Raw genomic sequence first — 20718 nt, forward strand, 5'->3', positions numbered from 1 at the left:
GGTTATTTCGACTCCTTTGCTGTATACTCATCAAGCTGCTCTTGCAGGTTTAGTGGAAGCTTTTCAGCCATCACGTTGATGAAATCTGTAACTTTTTGTTTTGGTTCTTTGTCAGCTTGTGCAAGTGCTTCCTTAACGTCAGCTTTAGCTTGCTCGATGACTTCGTTCTCTTTATCTTCGTTCCAAAGACCTTTTGCTTCCATGAAAGCACGGAAACGGACGAGTGGATCTTGTGCTTGATACTCATCATCCATGTCTTTTGTACGGTAACGTGTTGGATCATCACCAGCGAGTGTGTGTGGTCCATAACGGTAAGTCAATGTTTCGATCAATGTCGGAACACCGTTAAGTGCTTCTACGCGTGCTTGTTTCGTAGCTGCGTATACAGCAAGAACGTCCATACCGTCGACTTGGATACCATTGATACCAGCAGCAACAGCTTTTTGAGCGATTGTTTTCGCCATAGATTGTTTTTCGACAGGTGTCGAGATTGCGAAACGGTTGTTTTGAACGACGAAGATTGCAGGTGCTTTGAAAGCTCCAGCGAAGTTCATACCTTCATAGAAGTCCCCTTGTGAAGAACCACCATCACCTGTGTAAGTGATCGCTACTTGTTCTTTACCGCTTTTCTTAAGACCGAGAGCAACACCAGCCGCTTGAACGATCTGCGCACCGATGATGATTTGTGGCATTAAGACGTTAACACCTTCAGGAATCTGACCACCTGTGATGTGACCGCGTGAGAACAAGAATGCTTTGTAAAGTGGGAAGCCATGGAAGACCATTTGTGGAATATCACGGTATCCAGGAAGAATCCAGTCATCTTTATCCAAAGCGAATTGCGTACCGATCATTGACGCTTCTTGTCCAGCTACTGGAGCGTAGAAACCAAGACGTCCTTGACGGTTAAGTGAGATTGCACGTTGGTCCCAGATACGTGTGTATACGAGACGGCGCATTAATTCCGTAAGCTCTTCATCCGAGAGGTCTGGCATAGCGTCTTTATTGACGACTTCACCTTTCTCGTCAAGAATGCGGAACGTTTCAAAGTTTTCTTCCACGTTTTTAAACATGTTTACGTTCATCTTTTCACCTCATCCTTTCACTGCGTTCAGCGAAATATTCCTCTGACTGATTTGCCCACATGACAATAGTGTCCAAAAAACGAAGTCCCGTGTGACTATCCTTTGAACATGTGTCTGTGTACCTATTCAGTTGAGTAAACTGTATTATCATGAATCGACACGTTATAGTGTCTTGTTCATTACGTTACAAGTATAAATCTGTAACACCTTAAAATCAAAGGAAATGTTTTATTTTTTTCACGTTTCACATTGTGAATTCAATCACAAAACTAGAATATTCCATCTTCTGTATCATTCGATATTTTCCTACTGTGTTAGTTGTCATCATTCCCCACTTTCCTATGCTATACTTTTTGTAGACGAAAGGAGTGTTGTTCATGATCACCATGAATGAAATCGTACGCGAAGACGTTCCTGCTCTTCACGAACGGTCAGTAGAAGTGACCTTCCCTCTCAGCGATGAGGATAAGGAAACGATGCGACTCATGCGCGAGTTCCTCGCCAACAGTCAAGATGATGAAATTGCGAAGAAATACGATTTACGAAGCGGCATTGGACTTGCAGCACCACAAATCGGTGTCAACAAGCGCATGTTCGCAATCCGCTTACCGGATGGTGATGATTTGCTGGAATTTGGTATCTATAATCCAAAAATCATCAGTCATTCCGTCGAGCAGACGTATTTAACGGGCGGCGAAGGATGTCTGTCCGTCGACCGTGAAGTCGAAGGACATGTACCGCGCTATATGCGTATTACCCTAACTGGCATCGATCATAACGGAAATCCTGTAAAATTACGTTTAAAAGGTATGAAAGCAATCGTCTGTCAACACGAATATGATCATTTGGATGGTGTCATGTTCTATGATCGGATCGATAAAAAAGAACCATTCAAGGAATATGGTCCTGCCACATAATACAAAAAATCCTCGTTTCCGTTTCCGGAAACGAGGATTTTTTCGAATCAGACTTCCATGATGATCGGCATGACCATCGGATGACGTTGTGTTTTTTCAGTTAAATACGGTGTGAGCGTATCATTGATGACTTGTTTGATGTCCGTCCATTTCGTGTTACGGTTCGCAAGCGATTGATCAAGCGAACGCTTAAGTAGACGTTCAGCATCTTTAATCAAATTACCTGACTCACGCATGTAGACGAAACCACGCGAGATGATATCCGGTCCTGAGACGAGACGATTCGTTTTAGAGTCAAGCGTCACGACAACGACGACAAGTCCCTCTTCTGAGAGAATACGGCGGTCTCGTAAGACGATGTTACCGATATCACCGATTCCTTTTCCATCGACATAAACGGCATTCGCTTGAATCTTCCCAGTGATAGCAGCTGCATTCGCATCTAATGCCAGTACTTCACCGTTATCCATGACGAAGCAGTTCTCTTCCGGTACACCAGCATCCATCGCAAGCGACATATGCTTCTTCAGCATCCGGTATTCCCCGTGAATCGGCATGAAGTATTTCGGATTCAATAGACGTAACATGAGCAACTGCTCTTGTTGACTACCGTGACCTGATGTATGGATATCATTCAGTTTACCGTACATGACATCTGCGCCAGCTTTATATAGCTGATTGATCGTCTTTCCGACAGAAACGACGTTTCCTGGGATTGGTGACGAAGAGAAGATGACGAGATCATCTGGAATGATTGAAATTTGACGGTGTGTTCCGTTTGCGATACGGCTAAGGGCCGCCATCGGTTCTCCTTGTGAACCGGTACAAAGGATCGTCAACTCGTTTGATTTATAACGCTTCATCTCGTTCGGCTCGATGATCGTACCCTTTGGCGCCTTGATGAAGTCAAGTTCTTGACCAATCATCATGACCTTATCCATGCTACGTCCGAAAACGACGATTTTTCGTCCTGCTTCAACAGAAGCATTGACGACTTGTTGGAGACGATAGATGTTCGATGCGAATGTCGCGAAAATGATTCGTCCTTCCGCCTTACGGAAGATGTCTGAAATCGTTTCCCCAACGACACGTTCGCTCATCGTAAAACCTTCCACTTCAGCGTTCGTAGAATCCGATAAGAGGCACAAGACGCCTTCCTTACCAAGTTCAGCCATTTTCGCTAAATCAGCAGGTTCTCCGACCGGTGTGAAATCGAACTTAAAGTCCCCTGTATGCACGATATTGCCTTGTGGTGTCTTGACGACGACACCGAACGAGTTCGGAATCGAGTGTGTCGTACGGAAGAACGAGATACTCGTCTTCCGAAACTTGATGATCGAATCTTCATCGATTTCATGAAGTTCTGCATTCCGAAGCAAACCGTGTTCTTCTAGTTTGACTTTAATGAGACCCATTGCAATTTTTCCAGCGTAAATCGGTAAGTTTACTTGTTTAAGCAAGAAAGGAAGACCGCCAATATGGTCTTCGTGACCGTGCGTGATGAAGACCCCTTTGACCTTATCTTTGTTCTTGATCAAATAAGTGTAGTCCGGAATGACATAGTCGATTCCGAGTAATTCATCCTCAGGGAACATGACACCCGCGTCGATGACGATGATTTCATCTTGGAATTGAACGACATACGTGTTCTTTCCGATTTCCCCGAGTCCACCGAGTGCGAAGACGGCGGCTTGATGGTTTTTGACGAACTTCATTCGAACGTCGCAACCTTGAAGTCAGGATGTTGTTGCTCGTATGTCAAAAATTCTCCACTAACTTCGCGGATGAACTCAATGTTGATCTCTTTGAGGTGGTCAATCGTTGATCGCACGTCACGAATGCTTTCCCCTTCTACATACATCGTTTCTGTCCGTTCACGAACAGGTGCTTCCGAACGAAGCGGTTGGTAAAATACTTTAAAAATCATGTCTAGCAACTCCTTATCAGTACATTGTTTTTTGTCCTTAGTACAGTATACACGATACATGGACTATTTTTCATCCTTATTCCGCATGTTCCCTTCCGGCAACACGCTTTTGGTTATGCTATACTTTCACATGAACAGGTCATTTCGACCAATTAAAAAGAGAAGGTGAAACCATGGCAAATCAGAAAGTCGTCTTTTTCGATATCGACGGAACCTTATTGCATGATGGTCATTTCGTTCCGGAATCAACAAAACAGGCAATTCGTCAACTTCAAGAAAACGGTGTATATGTAGCGCTTGCGACCGGACGCGGTCCCGCAATGTTATCTGGGATTCGTGAGTTGCTCAACATTGATACGATCATCGGTTACAACGGGCAAATTGTCGTTCATCAAAACGAAATCATCTACAAACGTCCACAACCTAAAGTCGATCTGACACATTTGACGCAACAAGCAAAGGAAAACGGACATACGCTTGTCTATCTTGGCGAAACAAAAGGTTTTACAACGAAATTAAATGATTTTCATGTCGTTGATTCGCTCGGAGATCTCGACATGCCGTTACCGCTTCACGATGAAGAAGCCTTCTTGTCTCACGATGTGTTTCAAACGCTTGTCTACTGCACGGCAGAAGAAGAAGCAGATTACATCAAACGTTACGATGCTTTTGATTTCATTCGCTGGCATCCTCATGCGATGGATGTCATCAACGTCGGGTCCTCGAAAGCAGAAGGCATCAAACAGTTCTTGAAATTGACAAACATTCGCCGCGAGGATACCTTCGCTTTTGGAGATGCTCTCAATGACCTTGAAATGCTACGCTATGTCGGAACCGGTATTGCAATGGGCAACGGACTTCCGGAAACAAAAGCCGCTGCCGATTATGTCACGAAACCTATTCTTGAAGACGGTATCGCACATGGACTTAAAGAATTCCAACTCATCTAATAGATAGATGTAAAGCTGAGGCATGCCTCAGCTTTTTTTAGTTCTTTACTTTATGAATCGCGCGTTCTAAGCGATCAAGATCTTCGTTCTCACCAATGACGACGAGATAATCGCCTTTTTCGATGACTTCATCTGCCTGCAAGGAGATCATGACATTTTCACCCCGTTTGATGGCGACAACATTTGCTCCATATTTACTTCGTAAGTCGAGATCAATCAAGGTTTGTTTTGCCATCCGATCACTGACTTTAATCTCAACGATTGAGAATTCTTGTGATAAGTCTAAGTAGTCAAGGATATTCGAACTCATCAATCCGTTCGCAATCCGAACCCCCATATCTCGCTCAGGGTGAACGATGAAATCCGCTCCAATTTTTCGCAATACTTTTTCATGGTAATCATTCGTTGCTTTGACGGTAATCGATTGCACACCGAGCTCTTTTAAAATCAACGTCGTCAAGATAGACGCTTGAATGTTTTCCCCAATAGCGACGATGACATGATCAAAGTTTCGAATCCCCAAACTTTTTAAAACGTTCTCATCGGTCGTATCGGCAATGACAGAATGTGTCGCAATCCCCATGAATTCGTTGACACGTTCCTCATCGGAATCAATTGCCAAGACATCATAGCCGTTTTTCGATAATTCGCGGACAATCGAGCCACCAAAACGCCCTAGTCCGATTACTGCAAACTCTCCATTCATTTTCACAACTCTCCTTCACAATCGCTCTTCATTAGTAGTGTACCCGATTCAATTTAAAAATACTATAAACGCCTCTGCGAATCGCAGAGGCGTTTATCCATTCATTATTTTGATGATTTTCCACGTACATAATCGTTATCGAACAAGAAGAGCCGTAAAATCAAATACAACGCCGGAATTAAGAGTAAAAGTCCGAAGATGAAAACGACGACGAGTGCGGAAGCCATCGTTTCGTTTACGACTGCTTTGTTGATATCGATATAGGGATACAAGATATATGGCAAGTGTGTATATCCGTAACCGAACCACGCGACTGCATACTGTAACATGACCGCGACGAACGCGATGCCATAGTTCTTCTTCATATAGACGAGTGTCACGGCAATGAGGAAAAATAAGAAACTAGCAGCGAACCACCACCAGTTGCCGTTTAGGATATTTTCATAATGCCATGCCGCTTGGTTCTTCAGTCCAAAGAAGACGAGCGCACAGACGAGGATTGTTGGTCCACTCCAAAAGAGTGCCCATTTCCGAATAAGCGGCGTAGCTCCCTCATCTTTCGCTTTATCCGCGTAGAATAAGAGGAACATCGCGCTGATGTATAAGACAGATACGATAGCGAGCGCTACGACCGTCCACGAGTAAAAGTTCGAAAATAATTTCGTTCCTAAAAACTCAACTGTATCATTCGTTTTGCGGATGAAACCACCTTGACTGATTGTCAATGTCGTCGACATCGCAGCAGGAATCAGCAACCCTGTCGCTCCATATAAAAATGTGTAGAACATGCTGTCGTTTGATCCATAATTGGCGAACGCATAAAAGCTACCACGAATCGCAATCAAGACAAGAACAATTGACGCTGGTACGAGTAGTGCCGTACCGAAATAGTAAGCGGAGTCTGGGAAGAACCCAACTAGTCCTACGAAGAAGAATACGAAGAAGACATTCGTTACCTCCCAAACAGGAGAGAGGTAACGAAGAATCAATCGATTCGTCAGATGATCCCGCTTCGTATATTTTGAATAAAAGGCGTAAAATCCAGCACCGAAGTCAATTGAGGCAACGATGAGATATCCGTACAGGAAAGTCCAAAGGACCGTGATCCCTAGTGTTTGAACGTCCAAATCGTTCCCTCCTTACTTGTTATCATCCACGAACATTGCTTCACCGCGTGCATGATGGTTTTCAGCAAGTTCTTGAAGTTCTTTTCCAACCGTGTTTTTCTTAAACATCCGTAATAAGACGACCGTACAAATCGTACCAAGCAACAAGTACAATGCACTGAATAAAATGAGCATCGGACCAACCGCTGTTGAAGTCGTCGCCGCGTCCGCTGTTCGCATGATACCGTAAAGCGTCCAAGGTTGACGACCAATCTCAGCGTACATCCATCCCGCTTCGATTGAAATCATCGCTAACGGACCACCGATGAACACCCCTCGTAAAATCCACTTATTATATGGATTCAATTTTTTCAATCGGAATGCCAAGATGAACAAAGCAGAGATAGCAGTCAAGTACATCCCAATCGATACCATGATATCAAAGAAATAGTGGACGATCAGTGGTGCTTGATCTTCTTTTGCGAATTCGTTTAAACCGATGACTTCCGTATTCGGAGCCCCACCTGCAAGAATTGAGAGCGCATATGGGATTTTGACGGCTCCTTTGATTTCATAACTGCCGTCTTCTTGCTGATCAAGTATCCCACCAAAAATCAATTCTGCTTCATTTGTCGTATCAAAATGCCATTCCGCAGCTGCTAGTTTTTCTGGCTGGTATTTCGCTAAATATTTCCCTGAGAAGTCACCGACAAGTGCTGTCGAGAACGCGAAAATCAGACCAGCCATGACAGTGAGACGTAGAGCTTTCTTATGATATGCCGTCTCTGCTGCTGAGAGTGTCTTTTTGCGAAGCAAATGGAACGCCGCGATTGCTGCCAAGATAAAGGCAACAGTCAAGTAAGCTGAAACGATGACGTGTGTCGCCTTCGTCGGTGTCGCTGTATTAAACATTGCTTTTAATGGTTCGATTTGCGTTAACGTACCATTGACGATCTTAAATCCTTCTGGTGAGTTCATGAAGGAGTTGACTGTCGTGATGAAGAACGCTGATGCTGTCGCACCAATGACGACTGGAATCCCAATCAACCAGTGCAACCATGGATTTTTGAACCGGTCCCACGTATACAAGTAAATACCAAGGAAAATCGCTTCAAAGAAGAACGCGAACGTTTCCATAAATAGTGGCAAAGCAATTGTTTGACCCGCTACTTGCATGAGTGACGGCCAAAGTAATGATAGTTGCAAGCCGATTGCCGTCCCTGTTACGACACCGACTGCTACGGTAACGACGTATCCACGCGTCCACCGTCTTGCTAATAAGATATAATCTGGATCTTTGCGTTTCAGACCGATGAATTCAGCTGCCAGTACCATGAGCGGTACTCCGACACCAATCGTCGCGAAAATAATATGAAACGCTAGTGTGAGCCCTGTCAATAATCGACTGAGCACTACGGGATCATTGAACATGTATTTAGCCCCCTCTTCCTAAAACATACTTCTCTATATGGTCTATAACCGTATCATAGAGAACATAACCCTTTGTGTCTGTTTATAATGTTTGATGTAACAAATTGTTCACATATACACGTGATTTTTTTCACAAAATGTTCGAAAACTCTTATTCCTACATATATTAAAAACTTTCCCATTCCTGAATTCGAAAGGGAAAGCTTTATATCCTTTATTATTTCATAAAAATTTTTAAACATACTCTCGGAAATAATGGTCAAGTAAATCAATGACAAAAGAAATGGCTGATTCATCCGGGTTTAATGTTGGTTGATGCAAACCAGATGTCGGATTATCGACGCCGAGCCAGAACATCATCCCTGGGATCTCTTTCAGCATGAAACCAAAATCTTCCCCTGTCATCGCCGCGTCACATTCGATATAGTTGGCATTCATCTTTACGAATGATGAGAATTTATCCACGATTTGCCGGTCGTTGACGACTTCATAATAGCGATTACCGAATTGCAAATCGATTTTAACACCAAACGAAGCTTCGATTCCTCGAATGATGTCACGGACACGACGTTCGAGTTTTTCCATGTCTTCGCCGTTTAGCGCACGCATCGTCCCGTCAAGAACCGCTCTACCGGCAATGACATTCTCACGAATACCTGCATCCACTTTCCCAATCGTGATGACACTACAATTCATCGGATTAATGGATCGACTGACGATCGTTTGCAATTGCATGATCAAGGCTGCTTGCGCAACAACTGTATCAATCGTCAAATGAGGAAAAGCCGCATGACCACTTTGACCATAGATCGTGATATGAACTTCTCGAGCACTCGCGAACAGTACGCCTGGACGACTAGCAATCGTACCGACTGGATATTCCGGTGCAATGTGAAGACCATACATCTCACTCGGACGATATTTTTCAAACAATGGACTTTTAATCATCGGCTCCGCCCCGCCCGGTCCTTCTTCTGCCGGTTGGAATAAAAAGACGACATCATCCATGACTGGTAGTTCAACGATCCGTTTCATCAACCCTAAAGCAATCGAGGCATGCATGTCATGACCACACGCATGCATGAACCCTGGGTGTTCTGAGCAATACGGAAGCCCTGTCGCTTCTTCAATCGGTAACCCATCAATATCTGCGCGATACCCGATCGTTCGGTTTCCAGTCAATCCTTTCACTCGAACGAAAACACCTGTTTCAAATGTGTCATATGTGACACGATCTGGCGGATATGCACGAATTTGTTCCAATATAAAAGCTTGCGTCTTAAATTCCTTGAACCCTGGTTCCGGTATTTTATGAAGCGCGCGCCGCATCTCAATGGCGTATTCCATCTGACTGACTTCCTCCTTCTTCTTTTACGATGTCCCAAAAAGCTTGGACTTGTTTTAATTCAAGCATCGATTCCGTGGACAAGATCCAAGTATCTCGCTTCAGTACTTTTCCGGATGATGTCTTCAACGGAAGCTGCATGACTTCATTCGATTGCTGAATCGTCGACTCAGGTAAGATAGCAAAACCGATGCCATGTAACGCCATCTGTTTGCATGTCTCGATTTGATCGACGACCAAAGTCCGAGAGGGTGGACTTGCGAACCGATCTTGCCACCACTCTAAAATTTCTTGATAGTACGTCGAATCACTTTTGAACTGGATGAACGGGCGATCCGTCACACGCAATTGTTCAATCGACGTCAACTCACTATCAACTAGATAGAGCGGGTCTGAGAAAAGGCGCTCTTTAACACCTTTCCAGTCCGGGTTTCCACGAATGATCCCGATATGAAAGTGTTCCTCTAACATATGACGCATCATCTCACTTGACCATCCGGTGACCAACTGGACACGCACATGCGGATAACGCTCGACGAATCGTTTTAAGACACGCGGGAGCCAGTATTGTCCCATGATGGAGGCGACAGCAATCCGAAGCGTTCCGTAAACGGCACCCTCTTCTGCCGTCAATTCACTTTTTAGTTCGAGTTCCTTCCGATTCATCTCTTTTGCGAGACCAATCACTTTTTCTCCTTGCGGTGTGATGCTTAAGCCACGCGATGAACGAATGAATAGTTTGGTTCCCCAGCGTCTCTCAATCGCAACAAGACGTTGACTAAGCGCAGGTTGTGAAACGAATAATCGTTCAGCAGCTCGCCTCATATTCAATTCTTCCGATAAAGTGATCAACATTTCCATTTCCGACACTTGCAATGTGAGATTCGACTCCTCATGATATAAGATGGCATTAGTTTAACACGTTAGAAAGGACGATACATATGACACGCTATCATTTTATGTTCATCATCTCAACGATTGCAACGCTTGGCAGTCTCTATTTTAGTGAAATTCGTGGATTCATTCCCTGCCCTCTCTGTTGGTGGCAACGACTATTCATGTATACGACAGCCTTTTATTTGCTCATATCCTTGTTCCGGTCGAAAACGATCGATCCACTCTTTGTACGCCTATATGTGCTTGCCGGCTTTGGTGTCGCCTTGTACCATGTCATCCTTGAGCGTTTACCCGATGGCGAAGCGTTATGTTCGAGTGGCTGTCTCATCAAATGGGTCAACTATTTCGGTTTCTTGACGATTCCGATGATGAGTCTCATTGCCTTTACATTACTCTTGATTCTAGCGTTCTATCCAGCACGTTCAAACAATGAAGCGTAAGATATGAATCTTTGGTCAATACAAAGAAGGAGAAGTCAATTCGGCTTCTCCTTCTTTTGTCGTTTTACATCACGTCCATCGATTGAAAACACTTACGGCGCTTGAGAACGCAAGCTCTGAGAGTTGTCCCGTCCCTTCACACCAGTCTCCGACGAAAGCAACACCTGCATGTCCCGGAATTTGAGTCGCAAGAGGACCTTGCCCCATTTTCCATTTGATTTCTTGTACGACTGCTCGTTTAATCGTTCGTTCTGCAACGATACGTTCTCTCCAGTCTGTGAAATGAACGTCAAGCATCTGTTCGATTCCCGTTCGAACATGTCCGATATAATCAGGATCCTCAAGTCGATCGTGTTCAAGATAAGCGATTGCTTGAAGGACTTGACCATCCTTTGGTGCGAGGCTTGCATCATAATGCGATAAATCCGTGATGAACGCTCGATGCGAACGGTCGTAGATGTATGAATACGGTGTTTGGATATAAGGCTGAAGTCCGAGATCATACACGAAAACTTCGACGGGTTCATGACTCGCATGCGGTGTCACGAATTTTTGGATCGTCGTTGGAGTCGCCATTTTTAAGATTTCACGTGGTGGTACGGCAAAGATGATCCGTTCCACATTCCATTCTTGTTTTTTTCGATCACGTACCAAGAATCCTGTCGTAGTCAATTCGACTGCTGTTATTTTTGTTTTTTTCAAGATCTCTCCGCGATTCTCTAGGATGATCCGTTCCAATTCCTGTACTAACCCTTGCCAGCCCCCTTCGATGTATGAGACAGGCTTTCGCGTCCGAAAAAGCTTTTGATAATACTCGAAATAGACATCTGATGGAATTTTTTCTGGTTCTGCCGTAAAAAAATTCGTTGATGCCAAATCAAGCATCAACTGTGCCACTTGTTCATCGACGCGTTCTGTTTTTAACCATTGCCCGATGGATTGTTGCGGATTCCCTCGTTCGACTCGTAAAATCTTTTTAATAATCTCCCATGTAAAACGTACTTTGTTCGTTCCTTCGATGACTTCTGTTTTCAGTAGTCCCCAGGCATTCGCAGGAACAGCCGTCAAATGACCTGAAAACTCATATTTCGCACGACTCGCTGAAAAATCAAGCCACGTCACTTCGATACCGAGTTGTTTCGTTAATTTGCGAAGAATTGATTGATCGCGTCCATAAATCGCATGGGCACCGTAATTAAATGTAAAGCCCTTTACGGTTTGAGAGGTGGCACGTCCTCCGAGTAATCCAGCATCCCAGAGCGTGACCGGTGTTCCTTGTTTTGCAAATAATGCCGCTGCTGTCAATCCGGATAACCCTCCACCTATGATCCCAATCGTCATACTCTCGCCTCCTCAACCATCGTTTCTCTTCTTTTCCCATAACGACCGGAGAAGAATCGAAGAACATGAAAAAAGACATGATTTCAATCATGAAATCATATCTCCTTATTTTTGATTATGCTTTCCACCATTCATCAAGTGGTGAGACGGGCATATGATGCTTATGTCCAACACGTTTATACTGCGTCTCTAACTTTTCTTGACTTGCTTCTGAAATCGACTTACCTTCCAAATAATCATCAATTTCTTCGTATGTCATTCCGAGTGCCACTTCGTCTGGTAGTGCCGGACGATTTTCTTCAAGGTCTGCTGTCGGAACTTTTTCAATCAAGACTTCTGGGGCGTTCAAGTAACGTAAGAGTTGTTTCCCTTGCCGTTTATTCAGTCCCGTTAATGGCGTTAAATCACATGCACCATCCCCATGTTTCGTGTAGAATCCCGTCACGAATTCGGCTGCATGATCCGTTCCAACGACTAAACAGCCATAATGAGCGGCTAAATCATATTGACTCTTCATTCGTTCTCGCGCTTTCGTATTTCCTTTGCTAAAGTCTGAAAGTTCTGCACCTGTCGCCTCTTCGAATGCCCGCATCGATGCTTCGACCGCTGGTTTGATATTCACACGAAGCGAATGATCCGGTTGAATAAAAGTCAAGGCTGCCTGTGCGTCTGCTTCATCTTGTTGTTCACCGTAAGGCAAGCGGACCGCATAAAATGAGACATCTTGTCCCTCTTCTTTTCGCAACTCTTCAACTGCCAGTTGGCATAGACGACCTGCGAGCGTTGAATCTTGTCCCCCGGAGATGCCTAATACGAATCCCTTCGCCCCTGTATGCTTGAGATACGCCTTCAAGAAGGCTACCCGCTCGTTTACTTCTTGGGCTGGATCAATGATAGGTTTAACGCCTGTTACTTGGATGATTTCTTGTTGCATGAATAAATTCACTCCTTCACATCGTTTTGATCGTCATTTTGAATCAATCATTTGGTGATCCGTCGTTTGTTTTGCATTTGCTCCTTTGAACTGGCGGATTGTCGATACGCGAACTTCCTTGCTATCACCTAAAGAGGAGATCGGTAATTCAACCGTGTACTGTTTCGTTTCGCGTTTTGTGAACGTATCCTTCTCAATCGCTTGCGTGAATACTTGCTCTTTCTCAAAATCATACGTTACGTGTTGTTTCGCATCAATCAATTGAGCCTGAAATCGTTGCGAGGAAGGATATGTCACGTTTACACTGTGATCATTTGGATTCGTTAAGGAAATGTCTAATTGCATCATACTGTCTTGCTTTGTCGTTTTGACTGCAATCTGAATCGGTTCGTTCATAGTTTTTGTTGCCTGTTGTTTCTTTTCTTGGCAACCTGCTAAACAAACAGTAAGCAGCAACAGAATGAAAACGAGACGTTTCATTTCATCCCTCCTTTTATCTAATCAATTTTATCACAAAAAAAAGCGAGAGAGGATTTCCTCTCTCGCACATTTCATCTCTTATGCTACAGGTAAAGTAGATGGATTCATCTTGAATGAAAACAATTGCTCTAAACCTGTCGCAAACAGTTCGTCACAAATATCTTCTGCCGCGTTTGCTGGTGCAACCAATGTAATCGTACGACTGTCAATTGTTTCGATCGTGACATATACCCCTGTTGTTGTCCGTTCCTTGTATCCTACTGCTAAATCAGTTTCAGCGAAAAGTAACATATCCCCGATTCTCCCCTTTTCTCATTCATATGCCAAGCCAAAAGATGACCTACATGCTTCGAATTCGTTATTGTAGGTTTACTGTATCAAAGAGATGAAAAAAGAAGAGAATAGTCATTCGACATTTCATTTCAAAACAATATTCCAGTTCAAATAGGGATATTTTGGAATAATCTATATAGTTGTTGCATGCAAGCGTTTTTACGAGCGTTTCCAACACATTTCATTTCGATTTCAAAAAGATGACAACATAATTTTGATTATTTTACCATCATTTTTAGATAACAGGGAAAATATACCTAGACAATCGATGGCTCATTTTGTCGAATGATTCTTTCACACAATATTATTTTGAGTTCTCATGAACTTTCATCTATCATTCGATTCATTTGTTGCCAGACCGTCCCTAGTGCTTCTTCCCCACTTTCGATTCGAGTCAAGGCGAGTTCCGCCTGTAAAGCGACTTCATATTCTCGGTCTCGGCTCGCTTCACGCAGTCTTGGAATCGACTGTTCTGTTCCAACATCGAACAGGAATCGAGCAGCCCGCCAACGTACTAGTTTATTTTTATCCGTCAAAGCCTCCATCATCATTGGTTCAGCCTCTGGCATCGCCCAATCCGAAATCGTATCACCTGCTGTTCGTCGTACGATACCTGATGGATCATGGAGTGCACTTGTCAGATACTCTAATAATTCTTCCCGATGTTCTTCGAACATCCCAAGCTTTACGATTGCTTGACGACGAATTTGCATTTTTTCATCCTGTAATAATCGTGCATACGCCGGAACCCATTCCATTTCAACAGGCAGTTCATCAAGCGCCGCAAATCGTTCTTTCCAATCAGACGAACGAATAGCTTGACCACTAAAGGCAATATCTTCCCCTGCTGCGAGCGACTTGAGACGTTCGATACGTTCGACTGGATATGCGATCTCAATCTCATTCGCTACTTCACGCAAACTTTCGTCAAGGTCACCGTATCGAGGTGCTTGTTCCACCCAGCGTCGATCGCTAATGACATTCTGAACGAATGGTTGGACGAATAGCGCTGCTTCTCGGAATCGTTCTGGCAACCCTTCTCGTTTTTCTTCTAATCCTTTCACACCTTTGATTTGCATTGGTACGCCTAAAATGAACTGTACAAATAAATGGACTGGCTCATACTCAGCATCTGTCTCGTGCTGTTCAACGTCATTTAACGTTTCACCGAACGCACGTCGTATATCGATGACAAGCGAACGCCAATCATATTTCGGATAACGCTCGATCGATAAAAAGTCACTGACCTGATAAACAAACTTAACGCCAGGTATTTCAAGTAATCGCTGAATGTGTTCCGGTGCGCCAAAGGCATGCTCGAATGTCTGCCCCTTTTCCGAAAAGACCTCATCAACGATGACTTTCATGTTATTTGGACTTGGTGTTGGTTCAATCGCTACGATTTTCATGTGTATCCCCTCCACTTCTATCATTTCAGATATCTAATCTGAAATGCAAAGCAAATGCCCTACAGACATGACCGTAGGGCAAAAACTTACTTGAATGCTTCTTCGATAATTGCAACGAAAGCATCCGGTGTCTCAAGCATCCCCATGTGTCCACTGTCTGTTGACCGATGTATGAGATGATCATTTGTTGGTGCAAACGCACTTTCCTCTGAGATCAATGGATCCTTCGTACCATGAATGATGACACCTTTTACGTTTGCTTTCGTTAAAGCTTTCGTCATATCCCGACGATCTCGCATCGCAGAGAGTGCACGGATGGCTCCTTCGACGGTCATCATATACCCAATTTCAAGTGCTTCAGCAACAGCGAATTCATCGGCTCCTTCCGCAAATAAGGACGGAACAAGACCATTGACAAATTCTCTTACACCAACTTCTTCGACGCGCGTGATATTTTGATTTCGTTTTTGTTTCGCTTGTTCATCATCTGCTTTCGCCGTTGAGTAAACGAGACCATATCCACTGATTTGTTCGGCATACCTTTCCACGATTGCAGCCGTGATGTACCCGCCAAAAGAGTGACCAACGATGATTGGCTTTTCAACACCACGTCGCTCTAGATCATCCATGACCCATTCTGCGAATCCCTCAATCGTATCAGGTCCGACATCCAGTCCTTCATGTCCTGGTAAACTCAACGGTAAAACTTCAAAAGAATGTCGTAAATTTGCCTCTACCCGATTAAAATAATCTGTCCCTCCTGTAAATCCATGTAGGAGTACAAGTGTTTGTTTTTCCATTGACTACCTCATCCCTTCCACTCAGATGCGAGCATACGGTACATCGTCAAGTTCATGAAACGACCATGACTATATGCATAGTCTTCTAATAATCCTTCTGCTTGAAACCCTAATTTTTGCACCAATGCATTGGAAGCAAGATTCTCAGGTGCTACGAGAGCACTGATGCGATGGAGAGCGAATTCCTCAAATCCGTAAGTCAGAACAGCTCGAGCCGCTTCGGAAGCCACTCCGCGTTGCCAATACTCTTGACTGACTTCAAAGCCAATTTCAGCTCGATGGTATTGGGAGAGCCAGTTATGAAAACCAATCGTACCGATCAATTGATTCGTTTCTGCATCAGCAATTGCCCAGCGAATCGCTTTACCTTGTGTAAACTGTTCCTTGAAGTAACTGATGACATTTTTTGCTTCATAGACTGTCACAAGCGGATCTGATCCGTAATAGTACATGACTTCATCATCTGATAGGATTTTAAACAATTCACGTGCGTCACGGTTTTCGAGCTCACGTAATACGAAGCGCTCGGTTCGCAATTCCGGGAATGGCTTTCGCAAGCCCCACATGCTCCATCACCTCTCTTTATGCTTCTCTATGTAGTATGCCCGTTTTCAGGAGTAAATATCCTTTCAGGCAATTCGAAGTTTTGCTACTATTGAATTATGAAGGAGTTAGTCACGGAAAGGAAGCGAAGTGGTATGTCAAGTGCGTTACTTTACTTATATGAGGACGAGGAAAATCAACGCTTGACGATGTCAGGGGTGCATTTCTCTGATTTCGCCGCAGCCGTCGATTTGAAGCGTCCTTTGCTTATTTCAGGAAGTGATTTCAAGCAGACGAAACAATCGTTTCGGACAATGCTACATTATATCGAAGCGCATGAAATCGAACAGTTTTCACAATCCACGGATGTGCAGCGTCATCCATTGATCGCTATCGATATTCGTTCCTCCCATTCACTCGACGTATTAACGGATGTCGAGATCGCAGAGTTGTTATTTTTAATGCATATGAAACGTGGAATGCCACTTCCCTTCCTTGATTCGATTGAAAATGAATTGGTCTATTTTAGCGAGCATGACGGACTTCATGCTTCCGTTTACTTAAAAGACTGGGCACGCGTCGAACAATTGATTGCTGATCTTGTGCAACGAAAATTCCGACAGCACGCACGATCCGTTGCCTCTGTTGCTTTAACAGCTGAAATCATGATCCATATCCGTCATTTTCTCGGAGAAGGGGTCCTGATTGATTTCGAAAGCGCAAAGCGATCTGTTTTTTCAAGAAATATTACGATTCCTGTCTACGTGGCTGGCCGTTATGAAGACATGAGCGTATTACATGAAGATTTTGAAGCCGAGAAAGAATCGATTCTTAGACGTGGAACGCTTGTGTGTCGAAAAAAGAAATGGAGTTTTGAGTTAGATTGACCTTTAGCATCTTTTTCTTTTAGAAAAGGATGCTTTTGTTCTATTTGAATTTTAAATGATGATTCCTTCTTTACGGTTATTATGGACAATGTGACAATATCGTTAAAAAATTTTTCGAATTTTCACACAAAATAAGACTAGCATCTTGTGAGGACTTCGCTATAATGAGGATAACCTTTTTAAGATAGAAGTTAGACCTGTTTTTTTGTAGGGATGGTACTGGAATCAGCAGAAGGAGGAATTCAATATGGATCAGTTAAAAGTGAACGGAATTGGCTCATTCACGAAATTTGCGACGAACGGGAACATCCTCAAATTAAAGGATGCGACACTCGGTGAAGTGAAACTGTCGCTGAATGAAGCGAGTTCAATGACCATCGCCCCTGTCGATGAAGAAAATGGACTTTTCGTCATTAAAGGGCAACAGCAGGAATCGCTTGTTGAACTGACGTTACCACGTCAATCCTGTGAGGTCGTTCACGCTTGGCTCCTCCATAAATTGAAACGCCATAAAAAAATACGCTCGATTGCGACAAGCTGACATTTGTATGAAAATCCTTAACTCAAGACTTCCATTCATGAGTTAAGGTTTTTTTCTGTTTAAAAGTCTCGGTGATAAATTTTCAGAAAATATTGTTTTCTTAGATTCTTCATGTTATCCTTAGAAAAATTCAAACAGGAGGTTTTAAACATGACATATACATCGCTTATCCCAGTACGACTGATTGTGATTAGGACCAGGGACTGAAGATTCATTTCTCGATTGAGAAGATGAAGACCAGGCCCTTTTCGTCATTTCGACAAGGCGTCTGATCACACGACGCCTATCCACGCACATCGTGGATGAGGCTTTTTTTATTGAAATTAGAAGGAATGGAGGACAACACATGTTTAAGACAAAAGATACGTTCGCTTTAGGATTTATGATCTTCGCATTATTTTTCGGTGCGGGTAACCTAATCTTCCCACCAGAACTCGGCGCCCTTGCAGGTAAACAATTCTTCCCAGCCATCCTCGGCTTTATCGTGACAGGTGTGGGCCTTCCGTTGCTCGGCTTACTTGCTGTCGCATCCATCGGAGGCGGTATCAAAACGCTTGCTGCTCCTCTCCCTCGTTTTGTAGGTGCTGCCTTGACGTTTGCTCTCTACGTTGCCATTGGACCTTTCTTCGGAATCCCTCGGACATCGGTTGTCACGTATGAGCTCGGTGTTGTACCATTTCTCGGTGCGCCTTCACAAATGACATTAGTTCTCTCATCAAGTCTCTTTTTCATTGCTACGCTTTACCTCGTATTGCGTCCTGGTAAATTACTTGAAATCATCGGACGTTTCATCACACCTTTATTGCTGATTGCACTTGCTGCGTTAAGCATCAGTAGCATCGTCTCACCACTTTCAAGTGTCGCTTCACCAAGCAAAGCCTATGAGACGACAGGTCAAGCATTCATCCAAGGTTTTCTTCAAGGATACTTAACGCTTGATGCACTCGGCGCCTTAGTCTTCGGTGTCGTGGTACTTCATACATTAAAAAGTCGAGGCGTTCATGAACGAACAGCACAATTTAAAGTCGTCACTCGTGCTGGAACGATTGCTGCGGTTGCTTTGACTCTCGTCTATATCGGACTCGGAATGATCGGACGTAATACATTTGCCGCAATCGGAAAAGTCGATGGTCCGACCCTTCTTCAGCATTATGCGAATACAGCATTCGGTTCAATTGGTTTAGCTGTACTTGGTCTTGCGATCCTACTTGCCTGCTTGACGACTTCAGTTGGTCTCGTCACTGCATTTGCAGAATATATGATGACTCTTTCAACACGTGTCACATTAAAAACAGCAAGTATCTTCACGACTGTTCTTGGTCTCACGGTATCTATTGTCGGATTACAGACATTGTTATCAATCGCTGTTCCCGTGTTGATGTTCCTTTATCCAATCGTCATCGTCTTAATCGCATTAACATTCATGCGTCATCTGTTCCGTCGTAAGTCGGTCGTTTATCAGTTCACTCTTGGAGTAACGATTTTCTTCTCACTTTGTAGTGCGTTAAACCAACTTTCTCTTTTCCCGGGAAATCTCAAAACCTTCTATCAATCACTTCCTTTAGTGGATCAAAGTTTAGAATGGTTGTTTCCGACACTTATCGCCTTTGGTCTCAGTTCATGGTTTGGACACGTTTCCACCCCTTCCGTCATACAAAAACGCGCTAGCTAGTGATTCCGTTTTCATAGCTATGGTATGATGAACAAAATGGTTATATTAATGGAGGCGTCATATACATGGATAAGATTGCTTGGATTACCGACAGCATGGCTTTTTTCGAGCCAGGAGAGGCTGAAAAAATCGGAGTCCATGTGATACCGACATTACTCATCTTGAACGGGGAGTCTTACCGGGAGTATGTCGATATCTCGATTGAACAATTGAATCAAAAAATGCAGGACGATTCGAAAATCTCACCTACGACTTCGCAACCGTCTTTTGGTGACTTCGTAACTCTATACGAACAGTTACTCGAAGACGGTTATGATTACGGATATGCGATTCACATCACGAGTGGCTTAAGTGGTACCTACTCCAGTTCGGTCGCTGCAGCTGAGGCTGTCGGTTTCCCGCTGTATGCGATTGATTCATACACGGGTGCTGCCAATCAACAAGAACTTGTCCGGATCGCACAGCGACTAGTAGCTGCTGGTAACGATCCAAAGGAAGTCATGTCGACACTTGAAACGTTTAAACACAAATCGCATTTTTATCTGATTATTGGAAATATGGAGACGATGCGACGTAGTGGTCGAGTTTCAGGAAGTCAATTTTTATTAGCGAATATGCTCAACATCAAGCCGATCGTTCAATTTAATGAAGAAGGACAGCTTGTTCCTTTCAAGAAGGTACGCTCGATCAAAAAAGCATTTAAGGAAATGGTAACCGAGATCACTTCTAAAGTGACAGCACAAGGAGTCTACGATCGAACACTATATATCGGTCATACGCTCGCTCATACTGCTGCTGAAGAATTAAAACGTTTGATTGTAACGGAACATCCTGAAATCAACGTTCGTATCACGCAATTCGGTCCTTCCATCTTGGCACATGCTGGTGCTGAGACGGTCGGCGTGTTCTGGTTCGACGACATTTCTCTACCTACAACTTGATACCTAACATTAAAAAATAAAGAACCGGACGGT

General features: G+C 43.7%; 22 protein-coding genes. 7 read left to right on the forward strand and 15 right to left on the reverse strand.

Annotated elements, in window-relative coordinates; translation table 11 throughout:
* Positions 1-2 precede the first annotated feature (2 nt).
* Positions 3-1085 (reverse strand): pyruvate dehydrogenase (acetyl-transferring) E1 component subunit alpha, encoded by a 1083-nt coding sequence (gene pdhA / locus B2U10_RS01240; protein ID WP_035406689.1) that lies wholly within the window; start codon positions 1083-1085, stop codon positions 3-5.
* A gap of 377 nt (positions 1086-1462) precedes the next feature.
* Here pdhA and def point away from each other — a divergent pair, with 377 nt between their 5' ends.
* Positions 1463-2002, forward strand: coding sequence for a peptide deformylase (def, locus tag B2U10_RS01245; protein WP_023468853.1), 540 nt, complete (start codon positions 1463-1465; stop codon positions 2000-2002).
* 47 nt (positions 2003-2049) lie between these two features.
* Here the strand turns inward: def and rnjA are convergent, their stop codons facing one another.
* Both rnjA and B2U10_RS01255 read right to left on the reverse strand, forming a co-directional pair.
* Entirely contained in the window at positions 2050-3717 is a 1668-nt protein-coding gene (gene rnjA / locus B2U10_RS01250; RefSeq protein WP_035406688.1) for a ribonuclease J1, read from the reverse strand.
* On the reverse strand, positions 3714-3929 hold the full coding sequence (locus B2U10_RS01255; protein WP_029342182.1) for a DNA-dependent RNA polymerase subunit epsilon: 216 nt from the start codon (positions 3927-3929) through the stop codon (positions 3714-3716). The genes rnjA and B2U10_RS01255 overlap by 4 nt, the downstream gene beginning before the upstream one ends.
* 173 nt (positions 3930-4102) lie before the next feature.
* On the opposite strand from B2U10_RS01255, the gene B2U10_RS01260 reads away from it, so the two are divergent.
* Entirely contained in the window at positions 4103-4879 is a 777-nt protein-coding gene (locus B2U10_RS01260; RefSeq protein ID WP_290785201.1) for a Cof-type HAD-IIB family hydrolase, read from the forward strand.
* 37 nt (positions 4880-4916) lie between these two features.
* Here B2U10_RS01260 and B2U10_RS01265 read toward each other — a convergent pair whose 3' ends face one another.
* The 5 genes from B2U10_RS01265 to B2U10_RS01285 all read right to left on the reverse strand — a co-directional run bounded on the left by B2U10_RS01265 (position 4917) and on the right by B2U10_RS01285 (position 10343).
* On the reverse strand, positions 4917-5585 hold the full coding sequence (locus B2U10_RS01265) for a potassium channel family protein (RefSeq protein WP_035406684.1): 669 nt from the start codon (positions 5583-5585) through the stop codon (positions 4917-4919).
* Between the two features lie 104 nt (positions 5586-5689).
* Positions 5690-6712 (reverse strand): cytochrome d ubiquinol oxidase subunit II, encoded by a 1023-nt coding sequence (locus B2U10_RS01270; RefSeq protein WP_035406681.1) that lies wholly within the window; start codon positions 6710-6712, stop codon positions 5690-5692.
* 12 nt (positions 6713-6724) lie between these two features.
* Positions 6725-8122, reverse strand: a complete 1398-nt coding sequence (locus tag B2U10_RS01275; RefSeq protein WP_035406678.1) for a cytochrome ubiquinol oxidase subunit I — start codon at positions 8120-8122, stop codon at positions 6725-6727.
* A 234-nt stretch (positions 8123-8356) separates the two neighbouring features.
* The gene (locus B2U10_RS01280) at positions 8357-9469 is read right to left on the reverse strand and encodes an N-acetyldiaminopimelate deacetylase (protein WP_290785203.1); all 1113 of its coding nucleotides are present in this window, start codon (positions 9467-9469) and stop codon (positions 8357-8359) included.
* Positions 9453-10343: a LysR family transcriptional regulator gene (locus tag B2U10_RS01285; RefSeq protein ID WP_023468861.1), complete on the reverse strand. Its 891-nt coding sequence runs from the start codon at positions 10341-10343 to the stop codon at positions 9453-9455. The genes B2U10_RS01280 and B2U10_RS01285 overlap by 17 nt, the downstream gene beginning before the upstream one ends.
* A 65-nt stretch (positions 10344-10408) precedes the next feature.
* Between B2U10_RS01285 and B2U10_RS01290 the strand changes: the two genes are divergently transcribed.
* On the forward strand, positions 10409-10804 hold the full coding sequence (locus B2U10_RS01290) for a disulfide bond formation protein B (RefSeq protein WP_035406674.1): 396 nt from the start codon (positions 10409-10411) through the stop codon (positions 10802-10804).
* 69 nt (positions 10805-10873) lie between these two features.
* On the opposite strand, the gene B2U10_RS01295 is transcribed toward B2U10_RS01290, so the two are convergent.
* The 7 genes from B2U10_RS01295 to B2U10_RS01325 form a co-directional block, all read right to left on the reverse strand.
* Positions 10874-12145 carry an FAD-dependent oxidoreductase gene (locus B2U10_RS01295; RefSeq protein ID WP_290785205.1) on the reverse strand — a complete coding sequence of 424 codons (1272 nt, stop codon included), beginning with the start codon at positions 12143-12145 and terminating at the stop codon, positions 10874-10876.
* A gap of 115 nt (positions 12146-12260) precedes the next feature.
* Positions 12261-13079: an ammonia-dependent NAD(+) synthetase gene (nadE, locus tag B2U10_RS01300; RefSeq protein WP_035406669.1), complete on the reverse strand. Its 819-nt coding sequence runs from the start codon at positions 13077-13079 to the stop codon at positions 12261-12263.
* Positions 13080-13112: 33 nt separating this feature from the next.
* Positions 13113-13559 (reverse strand): BsuPI-related putative proteinase inhibitor, encoded by a 447-nt coding sequence (locus tag B2U10_RS01305; RefSeq protein ID WP_035406667.1) that lies wholly within the window; start codon positions 13557-13559, stop codon positions 13113-13115.
* A gap of 78 nt (positions 13560-13637) precedes the next feature.
* Positions 13638-13850, reverse strand: coding sequence for a hypothetical protein (locus tag B2U10_RS01310; RefSeq protein WP_035406663.1), 213 nt, complete (start codon positions 13848-13850; stop codon positions 13638-13640).
* Positions 13851-14209: 359 nt separating this feature from the next.
* Positions 14210-15301, reverse strand: a complete 1092-nt coding sequence (locus B2U10_RS01315; protein ID WP_056062400.1) for a conserved virulence factor C family protein — start codon at positions 15299-15301, stop codon at positions 14210-14212.
* Between the two features lie 86 nt (positions 15302-15387).
* Complete coding sequence (locus B2U10_RS01320) at positions 15388-16101, reverse strand: alpha/beta fold hydrolase (RefSeq protein ID WP_056062403.1); 714 nt, start codon at positions 16099-16101, stop codon at positions 15388-15390.
* A gap of 8 nt (positions 16102-16109) precedes the next feature.
* Complete coding sequence (locus tag B2U10_RS01325; protein ID WP_035406655.1) at positions 16110-16667, reverse strand: GNAT family N-acetyltransferase; 558 nt, start codon at positions 16665-16667, stop codon at positions 16110-16112.
* A gap of 132 nt (positions 16668-16799) precedes the next feature.
* Between B2U10_RS01325 and B2U10_RS01330 the strand changes: the two genes are divergently transcribed.
* From B2U10_RS01330 to B2U10_RS01345, 4 genes are all read left to right on the forward strand, one after another.
* The gene (locus B2U10_RS01330) at positions 16800-17531 is read left to right on the forward strand and encodes a hypothetical protein (RefSeq protein WP_035406651.1); all 732 of its coding nucleotides are present in this window, start codon (positions 16800-16802) and stop codon (positions 17529-17531) included.
* Between the two features lie 247 nt (positions 17532-17778).
* The gene (locus tag B2U10_RS01335) at positions 17779-18072 is read left to right on the forward strand and encodes a hypothetical protein (protein ID WP_035406649.1); all 294 of its coding nucleotides are present in this window, start codon (positions 17779-17781) and stop codon (positions 18070-18072) included.
* A gap of 346 nt (positions 18073-18418) precedes the next feature.
* The gene (gene brnQ, locus B2U10_RS01340) at positions 18419-19744 is read left to right on the forward strand and encodes a branched-chain amino acid transport system II carrier protein (RefSeq protein ID WP_290785207.1); all 1326 of its coding nucleotides are present in this window, start codon (positions 18419-18421) and stop codon (positions 19742-19744) included.
* A 65-nt stretch (positions 19745-19809) separates the two neighbouring features.
* Positions 19810-20685 (forward strand): DegV family protein, encoded by an 876-nt coding sequence (locus tag B2U10_RS01345; RefSeq protein WP_035406645.1) that lies wholly within the window; start codon positions 19810-19812, stop codon positions 20683-20685.
* The last annotated feature ends 33 nt before the right edge of the window (positions 20686-20718 follow it).

This window comes from Exiguobacterium sp. UBA7533 (genome assembly GCF_002479335.1).
Classification (GTDB): domain Bacteria; phylum Bacillota; class Bacilli; order Exiguobacteriales; family Exiguobacteriaceae; genus Exiguobacterium_A.

What these genes read in the sequence shown, in the direction of transcription:
- brnQ (WP_290785207.1), top strand. Translation starts at nt 18,419, where the DNA reads ATGTTTAAGACAAAAGATACGTTCGCTTTAGGATTTATGATCTTCGCA.
- B2U10_RS01310 (WP_035406663.1), bottom strand. Translation starts at nt 13,850, where the DNA reads ATGTTACTTTTCGCTGAAACTGATTTAGCAGTAGGATACAAGGAACGG.
- nadE (WP_035406669.1), bottom strand. Translation starts at nt 13,079, where the DNA reads ATGCAACAAGAAATCATCCAAGTAACAGGCGTTAAACCTATCATTGAT.
- B2U10_RS01290 (WP_035406674.1), top strand. Translation starts at nt 10,409, where the DNA reads ATGACACGCTATCATTTTATGTTCATCATCTCAACGATTGCAACGCTT.
- pdhA (WP_035406689.1), bottom strand. Translation starts at nt 1,085, where the DNA reads ATGAACGTAAACATGTTTAAAAACGTGGAAGAAAACTTTGAAACGTTC.
- B2U10_RS01280 (WP_290785203.1), bottom strand. Translation starts at nt 9,469, where the DNA reads ATGGAATACGCCATTGAGATGCGGCGCGCGCTTCATAAAATACCGGAA.
- B2U10_RS01345 (WP_035406645.1), top strand. Translation starts at nt 19,810, where the DNA reads ATGGATAAGATTGCTTGGATTACCGACAGCATGGCTTTTTTCGAGCCA.
- B2U10_RS01295 (WP_290785205.1), bottom strand. Translation starts at nt 12,145, where the DNA reads ATGACGATTGGGATCATAGGTGGAGGGTTATCCGGATTGACAGCAGCG.
- B2U10_RS01275 (WP_035406678.1), bottom strand. Translation starts at nt 8,122, where the DNA reads ATGTTCAATGATCCCGTAGTGCTCAGTCGATTATTGACAGGGCTCACA.
- B2U10_RS01325 (WP_035406655.1), bottom strand. Translation starts at nt 16,667, where the DNA reads ATGTGGGGCTTGCGAAAGCCATTCCCGGAATTGCGAACCGAGCGCTTC.
- rnjA (WP_035406688.1), bottom strand. Translation starts at nt 3,717, where the DNA reads ATGAAGTTCGTCAAAAACCATCAAGCCGCCGTCTTCGCACTCGGTGGA.
- B2U10_RS01305 (WP_035406667.1), bottom strand. Translation starts at nt 13,559, where the DNA reads ATGAAACGTCTCGTTTTCATTCTGTTGCTGCTTACTGTTTGTTTAGCA.
- B2U10_RS01265 (WP_035406684.1), bottom strand. Translation starts at nt 5,585, where the DNA reads ATGAATGGAGAGTTTGCAGTAATCGGACTAGGGCGTTTTGGTGGCTCG.
- B2U10_RS01260 (WP_290785201.1), top strand. Translation starts at nt 4,103, where the DNA reads ATGGCAAATCAGAAAGTCGTCTTTTTCGATATCGACGGAACCTTATTG.
- B2U10_RS01315 (WP_056062400.1), bottom strand. Translation starts at nt 15,301, where the DNA reads ATGAAAATCGTAGCGATTGAACCAACACCAAGTCCAAATAACATGAAA.
- B2U10_RS01320 (WP_056062403.1), bottom strand. Translation starts at nt 16,101, where the DNA reads ATGGAAAAACAAACACTTGTACTCCTACATGGATTTACAGGAGGGACA.
- B2U10_RS01330 (WP_035406651.1), top strand. Translation starts at nt 16,800, where the DNA reads ATGTCAAGTGCGTTACTTTACTTATATGAGGACGAGGAAAATCAACGC.
- B2U10_RS01255 (WP_029342182.1), bottom strand. Translation starts at nt 3,929, where the DNA reads ATGATTTTTAAAGTATTTTACCAACCGCTTCGTTCGGAAGCACCTGTT.
- def (WP_023468853.1), top strand. Translation starts at nt 1,463, where the DNA reads ATGATCACCATGAATGAAATCGTACGCGAAGACGTTCCTGCTCTTCAC.
- B2U10_RS01335 (WP_035406649.1), top strand. Translation starts at nt 17,779, where the DNA reads ATGGATCAGTTAAAAGTGAACGGAATTGGCTCATTCACGAAATTTGCG.